Annotated in this window: 14 protein-coding genes; 5 read left to right on the top strand and 9 right to left on the bottom strand. The window is 68.0% G+C overall.

Annotation, left to right across the window (positions count from 1 at the left end; translation table 11 throughout):
* Positions 1 to 10: 10 nt before the first annotated feature.
* The 7 genes from pgl to tkt all read right to left on the bottom strand — a co-directional run bounded on the left by pgl (position 11) and on the right by tkt (position 10,276).
* Positions 11 to 748 (bottom strand): 6-phosphogluconolactonase, encoded by a 738-nt coding sequence (gene pgl, locus AAC691_RS16760; protein ID WP_176640203.1) that lies wholly within the window; start codon positions 746 to 748, stop codon positions 11 to 13.
* A complete protein-coding gene (locus tag AAC691_RS16755) occupies positions 748 to 1,572 on the bottom strand; it encodes a Cof-type HAD-IIB family hydrolase (RefSeq protein WP_176640204.1) in 825 nt (274 codons plus the stop codon). Before AAC691_RS16755 ends, pgl begins: the two co-directional genes overlap by 1 nt.
* A gap of 30 nt (positions 1,573 to 1,602) precedes the next feature.
* Entirely contained in the window at positions 1,603 to 2,466 is an 864-nt protein-coding gene (locus AAC691_RS16750; RefSeq protein ID WP_323992946.1) for a Cof-type HAD-IIB family hydrolase, read from the bottom strand.
* 2 nt (positions 2,467 to 2,468) lie between these two features.
* The gene (gene zwf / locus AAC691_RS16745; RefSeq protein ID WP_176640898.1) at positions 2,469 to 4,001 is read right to left on the bottom strand and encodes a glucose-6-phosphate dehydrogenase; all 1,533 of its coding nucleotides are present in this window, start codon (positions 3,999 to 4,001) and stop codon (positions 2,469 to 2,471) included.
* A gap of 51 nt (positions 4,002 to 4,052) precedes the next feature.
* The gene (gene gnd / locus AAC691_RS16740) at positions 4,053 to 5,048 is read right to left on the bottom strand and encodes a phosphogluconate dehydrogenase (NAD(+)-dependent, decarboxylating) (RefSeq protein ID WP_176640897.1); all 996 of its coding nucleotides are present in this window, start codon (positions 5,046 to 5,048) and stop codon (positions 4,053 to 4,055) included.
* A 110-nt stretch (positions 5,049 to 5,158) separates the two neighbouring features.
* Complete coding sequence (locus tag AAC691_RS16735; protein ID WP_342627733.1) at positions 5,159 to 8,026, bottom strand: bifunctional transaldolase/phosoglucose isomerase; 2,868 nt, start codon at positions 8,024 to 8,026, stop codon at positions 5,159 to 5,161.
* A gap of 138 nt (positions 8,027 to 8,164) precedes the next feature.
* Positions 8,165 to 10,276, bottom strand: coding sequence for a transketolase (gene tkt, locus AAC691_RS16730; RefSeq protein ID WP_342627732.1), 2,112 nt, complete (start codon positions 10,274 to 10,276; stop codon positions 8,165 to 8,167).
* A 469-nt stretch (positions 10,277 to 10,745) separates the two neighbouring features.
* On the opposite strand from tkt, the gene AAC691_RS16725 reads away from it, so the two are divergent.
* The 4 genes from AAC691_RS16725 to AAC691_RS16710 all read left to right on the top strand — a co-directional run bounded on the left by AAC691_RS16725 (position 10,746) and on the right by AAC691_RS16710 (position 14,331).
* A complete protein-coding gene (locus tag AAC691_RS16725; protein ID WP_342627731.1) occupies positions 10,746 to 11,858 on the top strand; it encodes an MBL fold metallo-hydrolase in 1,113 nt (370 codons plus the stop codon).
* Between the two features lie 49 nt (positions 11,859 to 11,907).
* Positions 11,908 to 12,489 carry an ankyrin repeat domain-containing protein gene (locus AAC691_RS16720; protein ID WP_342627730.1) on the top strand — a complete coding sequence of 194 codons (582 nt, stop codon included), beginning with the start codon at positions 11,908 to 11,910 and terminating at the stop codon, positions 12,487 to 12,489.
* 190 nt (positions 12,490 to 12,679) lie between these two features.
* Positions 12,680 to 13,750, top strand: a complete 1,071-nt coding sequence (gene hisC / locus AAC691_RS16715; RefSeq protein WP_176640966.1) for a histidinol-phosphate transaminase — start codon at positions 12,680 to 12,682, stop codon at positions 13,748 to 13,750.
* Positions 13,751 to 14,028: 278 nt separating this feature from the next.
* Positions 14,029 to 14,331 (top strand): hypothetical protein, encoded by a 303-nt coding sequence (locus tag AAC691_RS16710; protein WP_342627729.1) that lies wholly within the window; start codon positions 14,029 to 14,031, stop codon positions 14,329 to 14,331.
* Positions 14,332 to 14,446: 115 nt separating this feature from the next.
* Here AAC691_RS16710 and AAC691_RS16705 read toward each other — a convergent pair whose 3' ends face one another.
* The gene (locus AAC691_RS16705; protein WP_342627728.1) at positions 14,447 to 15,874 is read right to left on the bottom strand and encodes a carbohydrate porin; all 1,428 of its coding nucleotides are present in this window, start codon (positions 15,872 to 15,874) and stop codon (positions 14,447 to 14,449) included.
* Between the two features lie 600 nt (positions 15,875 to 16,474).
* Here AAC691_RS16705 and gabT point away from each other — a divergent pair.
* Entirely contained in the window at positions 16,475 to 17,752 is a 1,278-nt protein-coding gene (gene gabT / locus AAC691_RS16700) for a 4-aminobutyrate--2-oxoglutarate transaminase (RefSeq protein WP_342627727.1), read from the top strand.
* 85 nt (positions 17,753 to 17,837) lie between these two features.
* Here gabT and AAC691_RS16695 read toward each other — a convergent pair whose 3' ends face one another.
* Positions 17,838 to 18,950 carry a class I SAM-dependent RNA methyltransferase gene (locus tag AAC691_RS16695; protein ID WP_342627726.1) on the bottom strand — a complete coding sequence of 371 codons (1,113 nt, stop codon included), beginning with the start codon at positions 18,948 to 18,950 and terminating at the stop codon, positions 17,838 to 17,840.
* Positions 18,951 to 19,296 lie beyond the last annotated feature (346 nt).

The raw sequence follows: 19,296 nt of genomic DNA, 5'->3' as shown, positions 1-19,296 counted from the left end.
CTTACGGCCGTCAGAGACCGGCGGCGGGTTTGTCCAGCAGCCAGATCAGTTCGCCCTCGGTGGTGATGTGGCTGGCGGGTTCGCCGGGTTCGCCCGCGCGGACCTTGGCGAAGGCCTCGGCCTTGCCGGCGCCGGCCAGCATGAACAGCACGTGGCGGCTGGAATGGATGGCCGGGTAGGTCAGCGTCAGGCGGGTATGCGGCGCGTCGTCGGGCACGCAGGTCGACACCCACAATTTGCGTTCCTGCAGCACCGGCTGGCGCGGGAAGAGCGAGGCGGTATGGCCGTTATCGCCCAGGCCGAGCAGCACCACATCGAAGAGCGGGCGGCCGGGCTGCAGGGTTTCGGCGCCGTAGAGGGCCTGCAATTCCGCCTGGTAGCGCGCCGCCGCCGCCGCCGGATCGCCGTCGGTCGGCATGGGATGGACGTTTTCGGCCGGGATCGCGATGTGCGACAGCAGAGCCTTCTGCGTCATGGTGAAGTTGCTGGCCGGGTCGGCGGGCGGCACGAAGCGTTCGTCGCCGAAGAAGAGATGCGTCCTGGCCCAGGGAAAACGGGTGGCGTAGTCCGGCGAGGCCAGGATTTCATACAGGCGCTTGGGCGTCGAGCCGCCGGACAGGGCGATGACGAAGGGGCCATCCTGCTTGGCCAGGGCCTGCTGGGTCAGCCATTCGGCCACGTAGCGCGCGATGGCCTCGCCATCGGCCAGTACGACCATCTCGCCGGTTTTCACGTCATGACCGCCCATCAGGCATCCTCTCCTAAAATAAACCGTTCCACACCCACGGCGAACCCTTCCTCTTCCGACGAGGTGGTGACGTGGGTGGCTTGCGCCTTGACCTCGTCCGCCGCCTGCCCCATCGCGATCGACAGGCCGGAGCGGCGGAACATCAGCACATCGTTCGGCTGGTCGCCCAGGGTCGCGATCTGTTCGGCCGGGATGCCGAGCAGGCGCTGCAGCGCCAGGACCACGCCGCCCTTGTTGGCGTCATGGTGGGTGACGTCGACATAATAAGGCTGCGAGCGCGCGGCGGACGCGTCGTCGCCCAGCGCGTCGCGCAGATCCTGCTCCACCCGCTTCATCAGGTCGAGATCGTCGCTGACGCCGGTGATCTTGACCACCTGGTCGAGCCGGGCGCCGACGTCGGGCACGATCCTGGGCGGGAACTTGACCGTCCATTGCTCGCGCGCGACGTGGGGCGCGCCGGCATCGGCGACCAGCCAGTCATTGCCGTTATAGACCCAGGGGTCCACGCGGTGGTCGCGCAGGATGTCGAGCGCGCGGCGGGCGACCGCCGGCGTCAGGGTGTGGGCCTCGATCAGCGAATAGTCGGGGTGGACCATCATGCCGCCATTGAAGCCGGCGACCGGCTGGTCGATGGCCAGCGGGTCGATCACCATCTTCATGCCCATCGGCGGGCGGCCGCTGGTGATGGTGAAGAGAATGCCGCGCGCGCGGAGCTTGCGCACCGCGGCGACCGCGCGGTCGGTCAGAAGCTTCTCACGCGTGACCAGCGTGCCGTCGACATCCGCCAGGACCAGGCGGATCGGGGGGGAGACGGTGTCGGTCATGTCGTATCCTCCGGCATGGATGCGGACGGCTTATGCCCGCGGCAGGACATAGCGCCGCATCGCCTGCGCCCAGCCATCCTGTTCGTTGCTGTCGGTCACGAAATGGGCGTGCGCCTTGACCGGGTCAGGCGCGTTGCCCATGGCGATCGCGACGCCGGCTTCGTCGAGCATCGGCACATCATTATACATGTCGCCGATGCACGCGACCTGCCCGATATCGACATCCATGAGGCGCGCCAGTTCCATGGCGGCATAGCCCTTGTTCGCCCGGGGATGGGTGATGTCCAGGTAATAGTCGGACGAGCGATGGACGCTGGCATGGCCGGCCAGGCGGGCGGCGAGGTCGGATTCGACCTGCGCCAGCAGCGGATAGTCGGACGAGGCGCCCATGATCTTGCCGACATGGTCGTAATGGCCGGTGAAGTCGGGCACCACCAGCGGGTCGGTCTGCACCACCTGGCGCTCGCGCGCGACATAGGGGGCGTGCGGATCGGTGACCAGCCAGTCATGGCCGATGAACAGCCACGCATCGACCGCGTTGCCCATCAGTTCGCCGACCGCCAGCCGCGTGGCGTCCGCGCTGAGAGAGAGGCGCGAGACGATGGTGCCGTCGGGCCGCACCACCAGCCCGCCATTGAGGCCGGCGCGCGGCGTGTCGATGCCCAGCGGGCCGAGGAACATGTCCATGCCGCGCGGGGCGCGGCTGCTGACCAGGCAGAGCGCGATGCCGGCGGCGCGCAGGGCGCGCGCGGCATCCAGCACCGCCGGGGTCAATTGCTTGTCCTTGGGGACCAGGGTGCCGTCGATGTCCGAGATGACCAGCCGCACCCGGTCGGCGGGCGCCGGGCGGGGCGGGAGGATGGCGGGAGCGGATTCGGGAACGGTGTCGGACATGATCAATCCGTCAGGCTTTGCCAGGACCGGCCGTCGCGCGCGAGCAGGGCATCGGCCTCGGCCGGGCCGGTCGAGCCGGCGGCATAGGGGCAGAGTGGCGCGGCCTCGGCGCGTTCGCTCCAGTCCAGGGCGGGCTGGACGGCGCGCCAGCCGGCTTCGATATTGTCGGCGCGCTGGAACAGGGTCGCGTCGCCGGCGAGGCAGTCATAGATCAGGGTTTCGTAGCCGGTGCTGGGGCCCTCGGCGAACCATTCGGAATAGTCGAATTTCATCCGCACGCCGCCCAGGCGCACGGTGGGGCCGGGGATCTTGGCGCCGAACTGCATCGTCACCCCTTCGGTCGGCTGGATGTGCAGCGTCATGATGTTGGGGGTGAGCCGTTCGACCGGCGTGTCGCGGAACAGCGCATAGGGCGCGTGGCGGAAATGGATGGCGATTTCGGTCTTGCGCACCGCCAGGCGCTTGCCGGTGCGCAGATAGAACGGGACGCCGGCCCAGCGCCAGTTATCGATGTTCAGCTTCATCGCCACGTAGGTTTCGGTGCGGGAATCGGGGGCGACGTCCGGTTCCTCGCGATAGCCGCGCACCGGCACGCCGCCGATGCTGCCGGCGCCGTACTGGCCGCGCACCACGTCCTCGGGCGCCGCGCAATGCGTCGCCTTGAGCACCTTGGATTTTTCGTCGCGCACCGCGTCGGCGTCGAAGGACACCGGGGCCTCCATCGCCGTCATGGCGAGGAGCTGCATCAGATGGTTGGGCACCATGTCGCGCAGCGCGCCCGTGCCCTCGTAGAAGCGGCCGCGCTTTTCCACGCCGACCGTCTCGGCCGCGGTGATCTGCACGTGGTCGATGTTCTGGCGGTTCCACAGCGGTTCGAAGAAGCCGTTGGAGAAGCGCAGGGCCATGATGTTCTGGACGGTTTCCTTGCCCAGATAATGGTCGATCCGGTAGATTTGACGCTCGCGCAATGTCGCGAGCAGGCGGGTATTGAGTTCGCGCGCCGAATCCAGATCGTGGCCGAAGGGCTTTTCGACGATGACGCGGCGATAGGTGCCGCCGGCCTCGTTCGTCAGGCCCGCCTGGCCGAGATGGTCGACGATGGGGCCGAAGAAGCGCGCCGCCACCGCCATGTAGAAGACCGCATTGCCGTCCCCGACCCGGGCGCCGAGCCGTTCGAACGTCTCCATCTCCTCGAACGAGCCGCGGAGATAGGAGATGCGGCCGTCGAGCCAGCGCCAGACATCGTCACGCAGCATGGTGGCCGAGGTGCCGCGCTTGGCGACGAAGTCCCGCAGCGCCTCGTGGAACTGGGCGCGCAGGATTTCGTCGGACAATTCGGCCCAGTCGACCGCGACGATGGAAAACCGGTCATCGAGAAGACCGGCGCAGGCGAGGTTGTAGATGGCCGGAACCAGCAGGCGCTTCGTCAGGTCACCGCCGCCGCCGAAGACGACGAAGGTGCAGGGTGGGGCACGTCGCGGCTGCGTGCCTGCCCCTTCGATTTCGGACGTTGCAGACGCGACGATACCATCCATGTAGACGTTTCCCTGAGTAAGTTTACCTGTCCCCGTCGTTTCGTGTGTTTTTCACTTCTGTTCGACGTGGCCGCCAAAGCCGAAGCGCATGGCCGACAGGATCTTTTCCGCGTAGTTGTTGCCGGAGCGCGAGCGGAAGCGAGTGAACAGCGAGGCGGTGATGACCGGGGCTGGCACGGCCTCTTCGATCGCCGCTTCGATCGTCCAGCGGCCTTCGCCGGAATCCGCGACCTCGCCGGTGAATTCGGACAGGGACGCGTTCTTCGCCAGAGCCTCGGCCGTCAGGTCCAGCAGCCAGGACGACACGACCGAGCCGCGGCGCCAGACTTCGGCGATGTCGGCCATGTTGAGGTCGAAACGCTCGTTCTCCGGCAGGCGGGGCGAGTTCTTGGACTTCATGATGTCGAAGCCTTCGGCGAAGGCCTGCATCATGCCGTATTCGATGCCGTTATGGACCATTTTCACGAAATGGCCGGACCCGGCGGGGCCGCAATGCAGGTAGCCCTGCTCGGCACGGGGATCAAGGCCGGACTTGTCGCGGTCGGGCGTGCGGGGGACGTCGCCCTTGCCCGGCGCCAGCGCGGCGAGGATCGGGTCGATATGGTCGGCCGCGTCCTTGGTGCCGCCATACATCATGCAATAGCCGCGTTCGAGCCCCCACACGCCGCCGGACGTGCCGACATCGATGTAATGGATGCCCTTCTGCGCCAGTTGGGCGGCACGGCGGATATCGTCCTTGTAATAGGAATTGCCGCCGTCGATGACGATGTCGTCCTTGCCGAGCAGGCCGTGGAGTTCCTGGACCGCGGCCTCGGTGATCTCGCCGGCGGGAAGCATGACCCACACGATCTTGCGGCCGGCGGTGAGCTTGCCGACCATGTCCTCGAGACCGGTGGCGGCGATGCCGCGGCCGCCTTCGGTACGGTCCTTGACCTTGGCCACGGTGGCGGGGTCGCGGTCGAACAGGACCACGTCATGCCCGTGCCGCGTCAGGCGGACGGCGATGTTTCCGCCCATGCGGCCCAGGCCGATAATGCCGATCTGCATGTTCTTGATACTCCTTGGCACGGGACGATACCGTGCATGAAACGCGGCCGCGCGGCGCGCCGGGCCGCCGGCCTGTTGCCCCGCCCGCGCGGCGGACGGGGCGGGTTCGATCAGATGGCGGCGGCGATCGCCTTGCCCAGCGCGTCCAGGCCGGATTTCAGGTCGCCGGCGATATGCACGCGCAGCGCCCGGCGGCCCCGTTCGGCCAGGACGTCGAAATCGCCACGCGCCTGCGCGGCCTTGACCACGCCGAACGTGTATTTCTCGCCCGGGACCGGCAGGTCGGCGGCGTCGTCGGCCGTGATCTGCAGGAAGACGCCGCTGTTGGGCCCGCCCTTGTAGGCCTGGCCCGTGGAATGCAGGAAGCGCGGGCCGAATTCGGCGGCCGTCGCGACCTTGAGCGCGTCGCGGATGGCCAGCCGCGTGGACTGGATCCAGGCACGGGTGGCGTAATCGCGTTCGACATAGGCCAGCAGGCCGACATAATCGCCCGCGCCCACCCGGGCGAAATGCGCCTTGAGGATGCCGGCCAGGGTTTCACCCTTGAGCGCCGCCGCGTTGGCGGCGTCGGCGAAGAAGGAGAAGACGCCGTCGGTCGCGAACGGGGTTTCGGCCGGCAGCGTGCCGGTTTCGTTATAGGCGGTCGTCAGCTTCTTGGTTTCGATCTTCGACGCCTCGACGTCCGGCTGGTCGAACGGGTCGATGCCGAGGATCGCGCCGGCGACGGCGGTGGCGAATTCCCAATGGAAGAATTCCTGGGCGATCTGCCGCTTGTCATGCAGGTCGATCGTCACCACCGGCTGGCCGGCGGCGGCCAGGGCGCGGATCGCCTCGTCCTGTTCGGCGCTGGGATGGGTGGCCAGGCGCAGATAGGCGAAGACGCGGTCCGAACCGTAGAGCGCGGGCGCGCCCAGCGTTTCGTCGTCGATCGGGATCAGGCCCTTGCCGACCTTGCCGGTCGATTCCGCCAGGAGCTGTTCCAGCCAGGCGCCGAGATCGTAGATCGCGGGCGAGGCGACGATCGTCACCTTGTCGCGGCCGAACTGGGTCGCGGCGACGCCCAGCACGGTGCCGAGCTGCACGCCCGGATTATGCGCCGGCGGCACCGAGGCGGCCGACGCCTTGACCCCGTACAGCGCGGAGTCGAGGAACAGCTTGAGCGGCACGCCGGCGGCGGCAGCCGGGACGATGCCGAAATTGGACAGCACGGAATAGCGGCCGCCGATCTGCTTCTCGCCGTAGAAGATCTTCCAGAAGCCGTCCTGCCTGGCGACCGCTTCCATGTGCGAGCCGGGGTCGGTCACCGCGACGAAGTGCGAACCGGCCTTGTCGCCCAGCACTTTCCTGGCCGCGTCGAAGAAATAGGCCTTGAGGATGTTCGGCTCGAGCGTGCCGCCCGACTTGGACGAGACGATGAAGAGCGTGTTCGCCAGGTCGATCTTCTTCTCGAACGCGCGGATCTGCTGCGGATCGGTGCTGTCGAGCACGTGGAGATGCGGGAAGCCGTCATGCTTGCCGAAGGTTTCGGACAGCACTTCGGGCCCGAGGCTGGAACCGCCCATGCCGAGCAGCAGGATGTCCTTGAAGCCCTTCTGCTTCACTTCGGCCTGGAAGGCTTCGAGCGCCGGCAGGTCGGCCAGGCGGTCCTCGACGATGTCGAGCCATTTGAGCCATTCGGCTTCGTCCTTGCCGGTCCAGACCGTGGCGTCGCGCGCCCAGAGGCGGCGGACCGTGCCGTCCTTGCGCCAGGCGTCGAGGCTGGCCTTGACCGCCTTGTCCAGGTCGGCGGGCAGGGACAGGGTGGTCTTGACCAGCGCGTTGCCCAGCAGGGCGGTCTGCTTGGCCGCGACGGTGCCGAGCAGGTCGTCGAAGGCATCGGCGAAGGAGGCGACGCCTTCATTCACCAGGCTGGTGGTGACGCCGTCGAGATCCAGGCCCAGGCGCTCGGCCTCGGCCATCACGTGGCGCGCGCCCTCGACGTCCTCGGTCAGCGAGGCGCGGGCCTTGCCGTGGTCGCGGAAGGCGTCGAACGTGGCGGGCGGGATGGTGTTGACGGTGTCGGGGCCGATCAGTTCCTCGACATACAGCACGTCGCTGTAGGCCTTGTCCTTGGTGCCCGTGCTGGCCCACAGCAGGCGCTGCGGCTGCGCGCCCAGGGCGGCGAGCGCCTGCCAGCGGGGGGAGGCGGTGACGTCGAGCCAGTGCTGGTAGGCCATCTTGGCGTTCGCGATGGCGACCTTGCCGCGCAGGGCCTTCAGCGCCTCGGCATCCTTGTCGCCGGCGGCGATGCGGTCGTCGATCTTCTTGTCGATCTTGCCGTCGATGCGGCTGACGAAGAAGGAGGCGACGCTGGCGATGCCGCTGACGGGCAGGCCCTTGGCGTGCCGGTCCTCGAGCCCCGCGATATAGGCTTCGAGCACTTTCTTGTACGCGTCGAGCGAGAAGAGCAGGGTGACGTTGATGCTGAGCCCGTCGGCGATCACGGTGCGCACCGCGGGCGCGCCCTCGTCGGTGCCGGGGATCTTGATCATCAGGTTCCGGGCGTCGACGGCCTTCCACAGGCGGCGGGCCTCTTCGACCGTGCCGTGGGTGTCGCGCGCCAGGTAGGGGGAGACTTCGAGGCTGACATAGCCGTCCAGGCCCTTGGTCGCCTCGTAGACCGGGTACAAGACCTTGGTCGCCGCCTTGATGTCGTCGATGGCCATGGTTTCGTACAGGGTGCCGGCATCGACGATGCGATGGGCCAGGATGTCCTTGTACTGGGCATCGTAGTCGGTGCCCTGCCCCATGGCCTTCTGGAAGATGGCGGGGTTGGACGTGACGCCCTTCAGGCCGTCCTCGTCAACGAGCTTCTTCAGGCTGCCATTTTCCGTATAGGAGCGCTGAATGAAGTCCAGCCAGGGGGATTGGCCGAACGATTCCAGCGTCTTCAGCGGATTGGTGGTGCCGTGAACACCCGTCTTCTGCACGACGTTCATGGTGTTGCTCCTTCGGTGTCGCAGCGGGTTGTACCCGGCCGGCCGGCCGAACCCCCGCCTTATCTAGTCATCAGTCGCGAAACGTCAAAAAATGCGCCGGGGCGCCCGCCGTACCGTGGCGGGCGCCCCGGCCGGACATCACGCCTTGGCCGCCTGCTTGCGGGCCTCGGCCAGCACGGCGTCGACGGTGAAGCCGAATTTCTTCAGCAATTCGCCGGCGGGGGCCGAGGCGCCGAAACCATGCATGGCGATGATGGCGCCGGTGAGGCCGACATAGCGGTCCCAGCCCATCGGCGCGGCCATTTCGACCGCGACGCGGCCGGTGACGGACGGGGGCAGGACGCTGTCGCGATACGCCTTGGGCTGGGCCTCGAACAGGTCCCAGGACGGCATGGAGACCACGCGGACCTTCACGCCTTCGGCCTTCAGCGTCTCATAGGCCTGGACCACGAGGGAGACCTCGCTGCCGGTGGCCATCAGGATGACGTCGGGCGTGCCGTCGCTATCGGCCAGCACATAGGCGCCCTTGGCCAGGCCGGAGGCCGGCGCGTAGACCGTGCGGTCGAGGGTGGGCAGGTTCTGGCGGCTGAGGATCAGCACCGACGGACGCCCGGTCATCGGCAGGATGGTGCGCCATGCCTCGGCGACCTCGTTCGCGTCGCCGGGACGGATCGTGGTGACGCCGGGGGTGGCGCGGAGCTGCGCCAGTTGCTCGATCGGCTGGTGGGTCGGCCCGTCCTCGCCCACGCCGATCGAGTCGTGCGTGAAGATGTAGATGACCGGCTGGTTCATCAGCGCCGACAGGCGGATCGGCGGCTTCATGTAATCGGAGAAGATCAGGAAGCCCGAGCAATAAGCGCGGATGCCGGCCAGCGAGATGCCGTTGCAGATCGAGCCCATCGCGTGTTCGCGCACGCCAAAATGCAGGTTGCGCCCGCCATAGGAGCCGTTCCATTCGGGCGGCTGGAAGGAGCCGGCGCCCTGGAAGGTGAGGTTGGTCTTGGTCGAGGGCGACAGGTCGGCCGAGCCGCCGATCAGCCAGGGGAAGTTCGGGGCGATCGCGTTCAGGACCTCGCCCGAGCTCTGGCGCGTGGCGATGCCCTTGGGATTCGCCTCATAGACCGGGATGTCCTTGTCCCAGCCGGCCGGCAGCGTGCCGGACAGGATGTCGGCCAGTTCGGCCGCCAGTTCGGGATATTCCTTGGCGTAGGCGGCGTACAGGTCCTTCCACGCCTTGGAGGCGGCGGCGCCGCGCGCGCCCAGGCCCTGCTGGAAATAGTCCAGCACGCCGTCGGGGACGAAGAAGCTCTGGTCCTCGGGCCAGCCATAGGCCTTCTTGGCGCCGCGGATTTCCTCGCCCCCCAGGGGTTCGCCGTGGGCGGCGGCGGTACCGGCCTTCTTGGGCGCGCCCCAGCCGATGACGGAATGCACGATGATCAGCGTCGGACGGCCGGTCTCGGCCTTGGCATCGGCCAGCGCGGCCTGGAAGGCCGGCAGGTCGTTGGCGTCCTTGACCTCGAGCACGTGCCAGCCATAGCCCTCGAACCGCTTCTGCACGTTTTCGGTGAAGGCGATGTCGGTCGAGCCTTCGATCGAGATGCGGTTGCTGTCGTACACCCAGGTCAGGTTGCCCAGGCGCAGGTGGCCGGCGGTGGACGCGGCCTCGCTGGCCACGCCTTCCATCATGTCGCCGTCACCGCAGAAGGTGTAGACATGATAGTCGAACAGCGGAAAGCCCGGCTTGTTGAAGCGGTTGGCCAGCCATTTTTCGGCGATCGCCATACCGACCGAGTTGCCGCAGCCCTGGCCCAGCGGACCGGTCGTGGTTTCGACGCCGGCGGTGTGGTGATATTCCGGGTGGCCCGGGGTGCGCGAGTCGAGCTGGCGGAACTGCTTGAGGTCCTCCAGGGTCAGGGACGGGGCGTCGAGCACGGTGCCGTGCTTCACGTCGCGGACGCCGGCCAGGTAGATCAGCGAGTAGATCAGCATCGAGGCGTGGCCGATCGACAGCACGAAGCGGTCGCGATTGGGCCACAGCGGATCGGCCGGATCGTAATTCAGGACGTTCTGCCACAGCGCGTAGGCCGGGGCGGCCATGGCCATCGGCGTGCCCGGATGGCCGGAATTCGCCTTCTGGACGCCGTCCATCGAAAGGGTGCGGATGGTGTTGATGCACAGCAGGTCCTGGGCGGACGGACCCGCCGCCCCGCCTTCAAAGGCCCGAACTGGCTGGGTGTGTATGGAACGCATTAAGCCGCCTTCTCCATTTTGTTGCCCCGTCTTCAAGCCGACCAGGGCCATGTCCCACGGTCCCTTGCGCCGCGCGCGGTTCATCCCCGCACACGCGGGCATGCTTCGGCGCCGAGGAAGGGGAATTGCCCCGCGAGGGGACCCTGATCGTCATTTTTTTGTCATCCGGCCGCGGCATAGGCCGCCTGGGCCGGATGAATTTTCGCCGCACAATCTCATGACGTCCCACCGGGGGCAAGCCACCTGGCGGCACCAAACTCGTGTCTCGCGCGCATTAGAGGCCGGGTAGGCGTGGGATTCCAGCCCCCGATCTTCACGAGTGCTCGACCGGGCGAACCCGCGCGCGGGTGGCCGATACGGCGCGCCGCGGGAGACGGCCGCGCGGCGGCGCGCGTTTACGCGCCAGCCGGGCGCGCGCATAGTGGGCGGTGCCTTGGGAGGTTCCCGGATGCCGCCTGCCAGTTTGCCCATGTCGGATCTACCCACATCGGATCTGCCCGCATCGAATCTGCCCATATCGGATCATTGCGACGGGCGCCGGTTCTTCAACCCCGCCGACCTGATGCCGGACGGGGCGCCGGAGCGGGCGTTGCCGCGGATCGGGCTGCTGTCGATCCTGCGCTGGCAATGGGCGCGGCGCGGGCGGCCGAGCGGCTGGCCCGACCGGCTGGAGAACCCGGCGCCGGCGGGCGACCCGCACGCCGCGCCCGAAGCGGGGCATGCGCGGATCACCTTCATCGGGCATAGCAGCTTTCTGCTGCGGGTCCCGGCGGGCGACGGGTCGCATGTGACGATCCTGACCGATCCGGTGTTCTCGGCGCGCTGTTCGCCGGTGCGCTGGGCCGGGCCGCGGCGGGTGCGGCCGCCCGGGCGCAGCATGGCGGCGCTGCCGCGGGTGGATCTGATCCTGGTCTCGCACTGCCATTACGACCATATGGACCTGCCGAGCCTGGCCTTCTTCGCCGAACGGGACGCGCCGCGGGTGATGACCCCGGTGGGCAATGCGCGACATCTGCGCAAGGCCGGGTTGCGCGACGTCATCGAGTGCGACTGGTGGGAGGAGAGTGCGGTCCGGGGGCTGCGCGTGACCTGCACGCCTGCGCGGCACGGATCGGCCCGCACGCCCTTCGACCGCGATCGCGCATTGTGGGGCGGGTTCGACATCCGGCCCGCGTCGCCGGGGGCGGCGCAGGCGCCGGCGATCTTCTTCGCCGGGGACAGCGCGCATGGGCGCCATTGGGGGCGCATCCGCGCGCGGCTGGGCGCGCCGGACATCGCGCTGCTGCCGGTCGGCGCGTACGAGCCGCGCTTTCTGATGGCGGACGTCCATACCACGCCCGAGGAGGCGGTGGCGGCGTTTCGCGCGCTGGAGGCGCGGCAGGCGGTGGGGATGCATTTCGGCACGTTCCGCCTGACGGACGAGCCGATCGGCGAGCCGCTGAGCCGGCTGGCCGCCGCCTGCGCCGCCGAGGGGCTGGAGCCCGGGCGGTTCGTGACGCTGGGCCATGGGGAATGCCGCGATTTCGCCGCCGCGCGGGAGGTGCCTCGCGCCGCGGCGCCGCAGGTTGTAGGGTCGGTGTAGGAAGAGCCGGCGGGACCAGCCGCCCGGCATGGTCCCTGGTGAGGTTACGATGAACGATGCCCCCCCGAACGATACGCCCCCGAGCAATACGTCTCCGAGCGATACGTCCCCTGCCCCGCCGCCCGGCGAGACGCCGCGCTACAGCCCGGAGGAGATTGCCCAGCTTTTTCTGGACGCGGCGCGCGACGGGCAGGCCGACCTGGTGGCGCAGTTCCTGCAGGCGGGGATGGACCCGGACATCCGGGATGGGCGCGGTTATCCGGCGCTGATCCTGGCGGCGTACAACAGCCATCTGGAGACCGTGTCATGCCTGCTGGAGGGCGGGGCCCAGGTGGATCTGCGCGACGACAAGGGGGCGACGGCGCTGGCCGGCGTGGCCTTCAAGGGCGAAGTGGCGGTGGCGCGGCGGCTGGTGGCGGCCGGGGCGGAGATCGACGCGCCGAACCTGGTGGGACGGACGCCGCTGATGTTCGCCACCATGTTCAACCGCACGCCGATGGTGGCCTATCTGCTGGAATGCGGAGCCGATCCGGACCGGCGCGACGGCGAGGGCAACAGCGCGCGGAGCATCGCCGAACGCCAGGGGCAGGCCGCCATCGTGGCGCTGATGCCGCGGCGGCGGCCCGCCTGATCGCCCGGGCCTGATCCGCCCCGGGCCCGTTGCGTCCGGGCCCGTTTCCGGGTCTGTTGCGTCCGGGTCTGTTTCGTCCGGGTCTGTTTCGTCCGGGTCTGTTTCGTGTGCGTTTGCTTCGCCCTGGTCTGTTTCGCCGGGGGGCGGGATATTCTAGTAAGGAGCGGTCGTTTGAGCCGCGGAATCTGACATGAGCCGTTTCTGGAGCCCCGTCGTCCATAAGCTGACGCCCTATGTGCCGGGCGAGCAGCCGAAACTGACGAACCTGATCAAGTTGAACACCAACGAATCGCCCTATGGGCCGCCGCCGGGGGCGCTGGAGGCGATTCGGGCGGCCACCGACGACACGCTGCGGCTGTATTCGGATCCGACGTCGGAGGGGCTGCGCGCCGCGATCGCCCGGGCCCATGGCGTGGAGATGGACCAGATCTTCGTCGGCAACGGGTCGGACGAGGTGCTGGCCCATGCGTTCCATGCGCTGCTGCAGCATGAGGGGCCGCTGCTGACGCCGGACATCACGTATAGTTTCTATCCGGTCTATTGCGGGCTGTACGGCATTGCGCACGAACCGGTGCCGCTGGACGACGCGATGCGGATCGAGGTGGCGGATTATCTGCGCCCGTGCGCGGGGATCGTGCTGCCGAACCCGAACGCGCCCACCGGCATCGCGCTGGGGCTGGGGCGGATCGAGACGCTGCTGCGGGCGCATCCGGACCGGGTGGTGGTGATCGACGAAGCCTATGTCGATTTCGGCGCGGACAGCGCGATCCCGCTGGTGCGGCATTTTCCGAACCTGCTGGTGATCCGCACCCTGTCGAAATCGCACGCGCTGGCGGGGTTGCGCGTGGGCTATGCGATCGGCCAGGCCGAACTGGTCGAGGCGCTGAACCGGGTGAAGGACAGTTTCAATTCCTATCCGCTGGACCGGCTGGCGCAGGCGGGGGCGGCGGCGGCGATCGCGGACCGGGAATGGCTTGCACGGACCACGGGAAAGATCATACAATCACGTATCAGGCTGACATCCGGCCTGAGGGACCTGGGGTTCGAGGTTCTGCCTTCGCAGGCGAATTTCGTGTTTGTCCGCCATCCTGATCGTGATGCCGCCTTTCTGGCCGCTGCCCTGCGGGAGCGGTCGATCATCGTGCGGCATTTCAGGACCCCCAGGATCGCGGCGTGGCTGCGCATCACGGTCGGGACCGACACGGAGTGCGGGATCCTGGTCGACGCGCTGGGCGCCATCCTGAAACAGAACGCGGTCTGAGCGGCACAGCCTGGACCGCGCCGTCCGGAGGGCGTGGTCTGGGACATAGGCGCTCTGGGGCATGGGCGTGTGGAACGCCGGACAGGCACGTCCCCTTATAGACGCGTTATAGACGCAGGGGGGCATCCGATCGCGGACGGCGCCATGTGCCGGCCGGGAGATGAGTCCGCGCCTTGATCCGTGACAATTCGGGCCCCGGCCCCGTGTGCTAGCCGAACGTTGTTTGTTTTTTACCGATTTTACTCACTAACGACTTACTGATTGAATGGACGACCATCATGCGCGCATTCCACGGCCAGATGTCCGACAACCAGCCGATCCGGCGCACGCACGCGGAAAAGCAGAAGCAGTTGCGTGACCTGCGCGAGACGTTGGCGGCGATGAAGTCGCACACCGCCCCGACCCTGCGCGAGAGCGTGCAGAAGCGGATCCGGCAATTGGAGGCCGAACTGGCGGCCGCGCCGGCCCTGAAGGAACAGGGACCGCGCGGGCGCGGCGACGGGACGCAGAGCCAGGACCAAGGTCAGGGCCAGGGGCCGCGCGGGCCGCGGCCGCCGCGCAGCCGCATCCGCTCGTTCTGAGGGCGGGACGCCACGGGCCCGCGGGCCCGTGGCGGTGGCGGCGCGGCCGGAGTCCTGGGACCAGAGTCATGGGACGAGAGTCCTGGGGCTGGGCTTCTAGACTTGAAATCCGGAATTAGAATACCGCGTGCACCTTGAGGCCGATCGCGTCGATTGCCGGTTTGTTGCGTTGCAGGTTGGGGCGCATGATGCGCTGGTAGTCCGGCTGCATGGACAGGCCGCGTGCGACGTGAAAACTATAGGTGACTTCGAGCACCGTCAGGTGGCTTTGCGGATAGGTGGTGTTGCCGGGCAGTTTTCTGCCCAGCGCGTAATCGATCCGCTGGGCGGCGACGAGGTCGGGGCTGGCGGTGGTGCGTGACAGTTCGATGCCGAACGTGTCCTGCGGACGGGAGTGGAATATGCCCCGGTCGACCAGCGCGCCGTAGAACTGGTACAGATAGGCGCTGGTCCTGGGATCGTTGCGGACCAGGCCGGCCATGACATAGAGCCCGTTCAGCGGGCCGTGTCCGTTGCGGACCAGCATCTGGTCGCCCTCGACCCAGATCTGGGTCTTGCCGTTGTCGGTGCGGAAGGGCTTTCTGGTCAGGGGGGCGGGGTTGTTGTAGATGTCGAGATAATTGTCGGCATAGTTCGCGTCGTCATAGGCGACTCCGAATTTGTAGTGCCCGACCAGGTTGTGCGGCCCGAAGGTGGGAATCAGCCCGAATTCGACCGGGACATAGATGCCCGTATAGCGATTGGTGCTGAAATTGAAGCCGGTGCGGTCATACCTGTTGGTATTGAGGTCCGGATTGACGCCGTACAGGCCCGCCTGAACATACATGCCGTGCATGGGCCAGAGGCGAAAGCGCGTGCCGTAGGTCGAACCGGGATAGGTGCCGTAGCCCGGGTCGCCGCGGGTCAGGGATTTCGGGTTGCCGCACATCGATTTGTTCATGAAGGTACAGAACAAAGGCGAGGCGGAGAAATCGATATTGACCGGCATCTTGCCCGCCGCGATCTGCAGCCGTCCGCCCCACAGATCCTGCGTGCCGTAGACATAGACCAGGTGGACGCCGACATTGCCGCCGCCGCCATAGATTTCCTGAAACCCGTTCAGGGACCGGTCGCCGAAATCGGCGGCCATGTTGTGACCGGCGCGGTTGACCGCCACCGCATGGGTCGTAAAGCCGCGCCAGCCGACCAGCTTGCTCCAATCCAGGTCGAGTTCGACGCCGATCTGATGGGCGTATCCGGCGTCGCCGGCATTGCCGCCATCCAGGGCGAGCGCGCTTTCGCTGGTATAATCGATGACGATGCCGATGCCCCGCCGGTTCAGGTCCTTCACCAGGTTGGCCCAGGGCTGGTACATGTGCTCGACCGGCGGCGTGAAGGGCGTGTTTTCATAGGCGGTGGGCGTGTCGAGCGAGAAGGTCGGGGCGGTGGCGGAGATCGGGCCGCGATATTGCGCGTGGGCGGGACGGCCGGCGAAAAAACCCAGCAACGCCGACGCGATCAACGCGTAGCGCGCCAGAAGGGCGAGCGATCTGGTGAACATCATGCCTGTGGGTCTTGCGGTATCGCGAGGGGGCTGAATATCCGGACGGCCGGGAGCCGCCGGACGGTGAGATTATTGTTCTTGGGTCGTCAGGACATCGTCGAAGAGAAGACCGGTGCCGGACACCGGGTGCATCAAACGGGAGGTCGTCTTGCTGGTTGCGGCGTAGGGGGTTGCGTGACGGGGATTTGGAAAGCGGCTTGTGCGTCTTGGTCTTACGGTTGCCGGTGTCGCCCCTGAGGTGCTGCCCCGGCATTCGCCGACATGTTGTTTTGAAACGGTACACGTTTACAAGATGGTAAGGTCGCAGATTCCGGAACAAATTCTCGTGACAGACGATCCGGAACCGGGTCCCGGCGCGGCCGCGGAAGGCCGGTTCCTCGTCGTTCGTTTTCTGCATCAGCAGGGATTCGATTTCGTCATTCGCATATTGGGCACATATCGGGCGTGCGGGTTGCGCGGTTCGCGGCGGGCGGTCCGGTGGAGGATGGTGACCGGACGTCACCAGTGTCGCCTACTCGGCGTCTCCCGCGCCGGCGCGACAGGACGTAGAAGCCGGGCAGTCCGGCCGCGTGGCGGCTCGTCTTGCAGGGATTAAGAGCGATGGCACCGAGCAATTCCGATCTTCTGGCCCGGCGCGCGGCCGCCGTGCCGCGCGGCGTGGCGAGCGCCACGGCGATTCATGCCGCGAAGGCGGAGAATACCGAGCTGTGGGATGTGGAGGGCCGGCGCTTCATCGATTTCGCGGGCGGGATCGCGGTGCTGAATGTCGGGCATCGGCATCCCAAGGTGATGGATGCGGTGCAGCGGCAGATGGCGCTGTATACCCATACCGCGTTTCAGGTGGCGCCCTATGAGCCCTATATCGCGCTGGCCGAACGGCTGAACGCGCTGGCGCCCTTTCCCGGCCCGGCCAAGACCATCCTGTTTTCCACCGGCGCCGAGGCGACCGAGAACGCGGTGAAGATCGCCCGGGCGGCCACCGGGCGGAGCGGGGTGATCGCCTTTGCCGGCGGGTTTCATGGGCGCACGCTGCTGGCCTCGGCCCTGACCGGCAAGGTGACGCCGTACAAGGCGCCGTTCGGCACCATGCCGGCGGGGATCTTCCATGTCCCCTTCCCTGCCGGCGGGATCAGCGTGGCGGACAGTCTGCGGGCGCTGGAGCTGGTCTTTGCCGCCGACATCCCGCCGGAGCAGGTGGCCGCCATCATCATCGAACCGGTGCAGGGCGAGGGCGGGTTCCGCGTGGCGCCGCCCGAATTGCTGCGGGCCCTGCGCGCGGTCTGCGACAGACATGGGATCGTGCTGATTGCCGACGAGGTGCAGACGGGCTTCGCCCGGACGGGGAGCCTGTTCGGCATCGCCTTGTCGGGGGTGACGCCGGACCTGGTCTGTGTCGCGAAGTCGCTGGGCGGGGGATTTCCGCTGTCGGGGGTGATCGGGCGGGCGGCGATCATGGATGCGGTCGGGCCCGGAGGGCTGGGCGGCACCTATGCCGGGGCGCCGGTCGCCTGCGCCGCCGCGCTGGCGGTGCTGGACGTGATTGAGGAAGAAGGGCTGGTGGAGCGGGCCCGCGCGATCGGCGCGCGCCTTCGCGCAACGCTGGAGGCGTGGCGCGGCCGGGCGGACCTGGTGGCGTTCGGCGCGCCGCGCGGGCCGGGGGCGATGATCGGGTTCGATATCCTGGAGGAGCCGGACGGCGCGGTGCGCGCGGGCGGCGCCGCCGCGATCTGCAGCCGGGCGGCGGAGCTGGGGCTGATCGTGCTGTCCTGCGGGGTGCAGGGCGAGACGGTGCGCATTCTGGTGCCGCTGACCGCGTCGGACGCGCTGATCGACGAGGGGATGGGGATTCTGGAACAGGCCTTGCTGGCGCGGGCGTAACCAGAACCGGTTTTCGAAGGCCGCCGGCCTTCGGCGGGGGCCGGGGCAGCGCCCTGGGTAGCGCCCTGGGTAGCGCCCTGGGCGGTTACAGCGGCGCGGTCCGGAACAGGGACACGCGCAGCCCGCCATGCGGGACCGGCGCGGTGGTGGGCAGGAAGGGCAGTCCGGTGGCGTAGGCCAGGGAGGGTTCGCTGGTGACGATGCCGACCCGCCAGCCGGCAAAGCGGCGCAACAGGGTCTGCCCGAGGGTGCGATAGAGGGGCGCCAGGGTCTGTTTGTCGCCGATGCGGGTACCGTAGGGCGGGTTGGCGATGACGAGGCCGGGCGGGCCGGCGGGCGGGGCGAGGTCGCTGATGGTGGCGACGCGGAATTCGGTGCAGGCGGCGATGCCGGCGCGTTCGGCGTTGGCCTGGCTCATGACGATGGCGCCGGCGTCGCGGTCGCTGCCGTAGAAGCGGGCGGCAGGCATGCGTGCGCTTTTCACGTCGCGCATGCGCTGCCAGGCCTCGGCGTCGAAGGTGGCGAGCTGTTCGAAGGCGAAATGACGGGAGCGGCCGGGATTGAGGCGGGAGGCGATTTCCGCGGCCTCGATGACGAAGGTGCCGGAACCGCACATGGGATCGAGCACCGGTTCGGCACCGTTATAGCCGCATTGCAGCAGGAAGAGCGACGCCATGGTCTCACGGAGGGGCGCGCGGTTGACGGCCTGCTTGTGTCCGCGCCGGTGCAGCAGGTCGCCCGAGGTGTCGACGCTGATGGTGCAGAGATCCTGTTCGATGCGCGCGCGCACCAGGATGCCGGCATCCGGCGCGTGGGGGGCGCCGAGAGTTTCGCGGATGGCGGTTTCGATCCGCTCGGCCGCCGCGCCGGCGTGATAGATGCGCGAACCGGCGCAGGAGGCCTCGACCCGGAAGGGGATGTCGGGGCGGAGGATTTCGGCCCAGGGCACGCGGCGGGCGCGGCGGTCGAGCTGCGCGAGGTGGGTGACGGGGAAGGATTCGATCCGCGCCAGGACGCGGCCGGCGCCGCGGACCCACAGATTGGCGCGCCAGACCTCCGGCCAGCCGCCCCGGATGACGACGCCGCCGGGCACGGCCCGGGGTTGCTTGAAGCCCTTGAGCCGTACCTCGCCGCACAGCACGTCTTCCAGGCCCGGGGCGGCGGCCAGGAAGATCTCGAAATCCTGCTCCTTGGTCATGGCGCCTGCATGGCAGGAAGCGGGGGTGAGGGCAACTTTGGCGTCCGGTTTGGCAGGACGGCGACCGAATCGTGTGGCGTAACATTCCGTTTCACATCGTCGGCGGCGGTGCCCTTGTCCCTGCTGTCCCCGGGTCGTAGTGTCCGGATCGATTGATGTGCAGCCTGAAGAGATGACGGCACTGCCGGTGATCCGGTCATGGCGGGCCGCTCTGCCTATGCCATGAATCCCGTCTCGCCCGGATCGGCGTGCAGTCGGTCCGGGGCGGCCGGCCCCGCCGATCCGCCCCGACATTGCATGGGAATTTGTCAGATGTCCTCATCCATTTCCGGCCTCGGCAGCGGCG

Origin of the sequence: Nguyenibacter vanlangensis (genome assembly GCF_038719015.1) — a bacterium.
In the GTDB taxonomy this organism is placed as follows: Bacteria; Pseudomonadota; Alphaproteobacteria; order Acetobacterales; family Acetobacteraceae; genus Gluconacetobacter; species Gluconacetobacter vanlangensis.
This window is presented reverse-complemented; position numbering and strand designations above follow the sequence as displayed.

Bases quoted from the DNA above. Each gene is read 5' to 3' on its own strand.
- AAC691_RS16705 (WP_342627728.1), bottom strand. From the start codon at position 15,874: ATGATGTTCACCAGATCGCTCGCCCTTCTGGCGCGCTACGCGTTGATC.
- AAC691_RS16695 (WP_342627726.1), bottom strand. From the start codon at position 18,950: ATGACCAAGGAGCAGGATTTCGAGATCTTCCTGGCCGCCGCCCCGGGC.
- gnd (WP_176640897.1), bottom strand. From the start codon at position 5,048: ATGCAGATCGGCATTATCGGCCTGGGCCGCATGGGCGGAAACATCGCC.
- hisC (WP_176640966.1), top strand. From the start codon at position 12,680: ATGAGCCGTTTCTGGAGCCCCGTCGTCCATAAGCTGACGCCCTATGTG.
- pgl (WP_176640203.1), bottom strand. From the start codon at position 748: ATGGGCGGTCATGACGTGAAAACCGGCGAGATGGTCGTACTGGCCGAT.
- AAC691_RS16720 (WP_342627730.1), top strand. From the start codon at position 11,908: ATGAACGATGCCCCCCCGAACGATACGCCCCCGAGCAATACGTCTCCG.
- gabT (WP_342627727.1), top strand. From the start codon at position 16,475: ATGGCACCGAGCAATTCCGATCTTCTGGCCCGGCGCGCGGCCGCCGTG.
- zwf (WP_176640898.1), bottom strand. From the start codon at position 4,001: ATGGATGGTATCGTCGCGTCTGCAACGTCCGAAATCGAAGGGGCAGGC.
- AAC691_RS16750 (WP_323992946.1), bottom strand. From the start codon at position 2,466: ATGTCCGACACCGTTCCCGAATCCGCTCCCGCCATCCTCCCGCCCCGC.
- AAC691_RS16755 (WP_176640204.1), bottom strand. From the start codon at position 1,572: ATGACCGACACCGTCTCCCCCCCGATCCGCCTGGTCCTGGCGGATGTC.
- AAC691_RS16735 (WP_342627733.1), bottom strand. From the start codon at position 8,026: ATGAACGTCGTGCAGAAGACGGGTGTTCACGGCACCACCAATCCGCTG.
- AAC691_RS16725 (WP_342627731.1), top strand. From the start codon at position 10,746: ATGTCGGATCTACCCACATCGGATCTGCCCGCATCGAATCTGCCCATA.
- AAC691_RS16710 (WP_342627729.1), top strand. From the start codon at position 14,029: ATGCGCGCATTCCACGGCCAGATGTCCGACAACCAGCCGATCCGGCGC.
- tkt (WP_342627732.1), bottom strand. From the start codon at position 10,276: ATGCGTTCCATACACACCCAGCCAGTTCGGGCCTTTGAAGGCGGGGCG.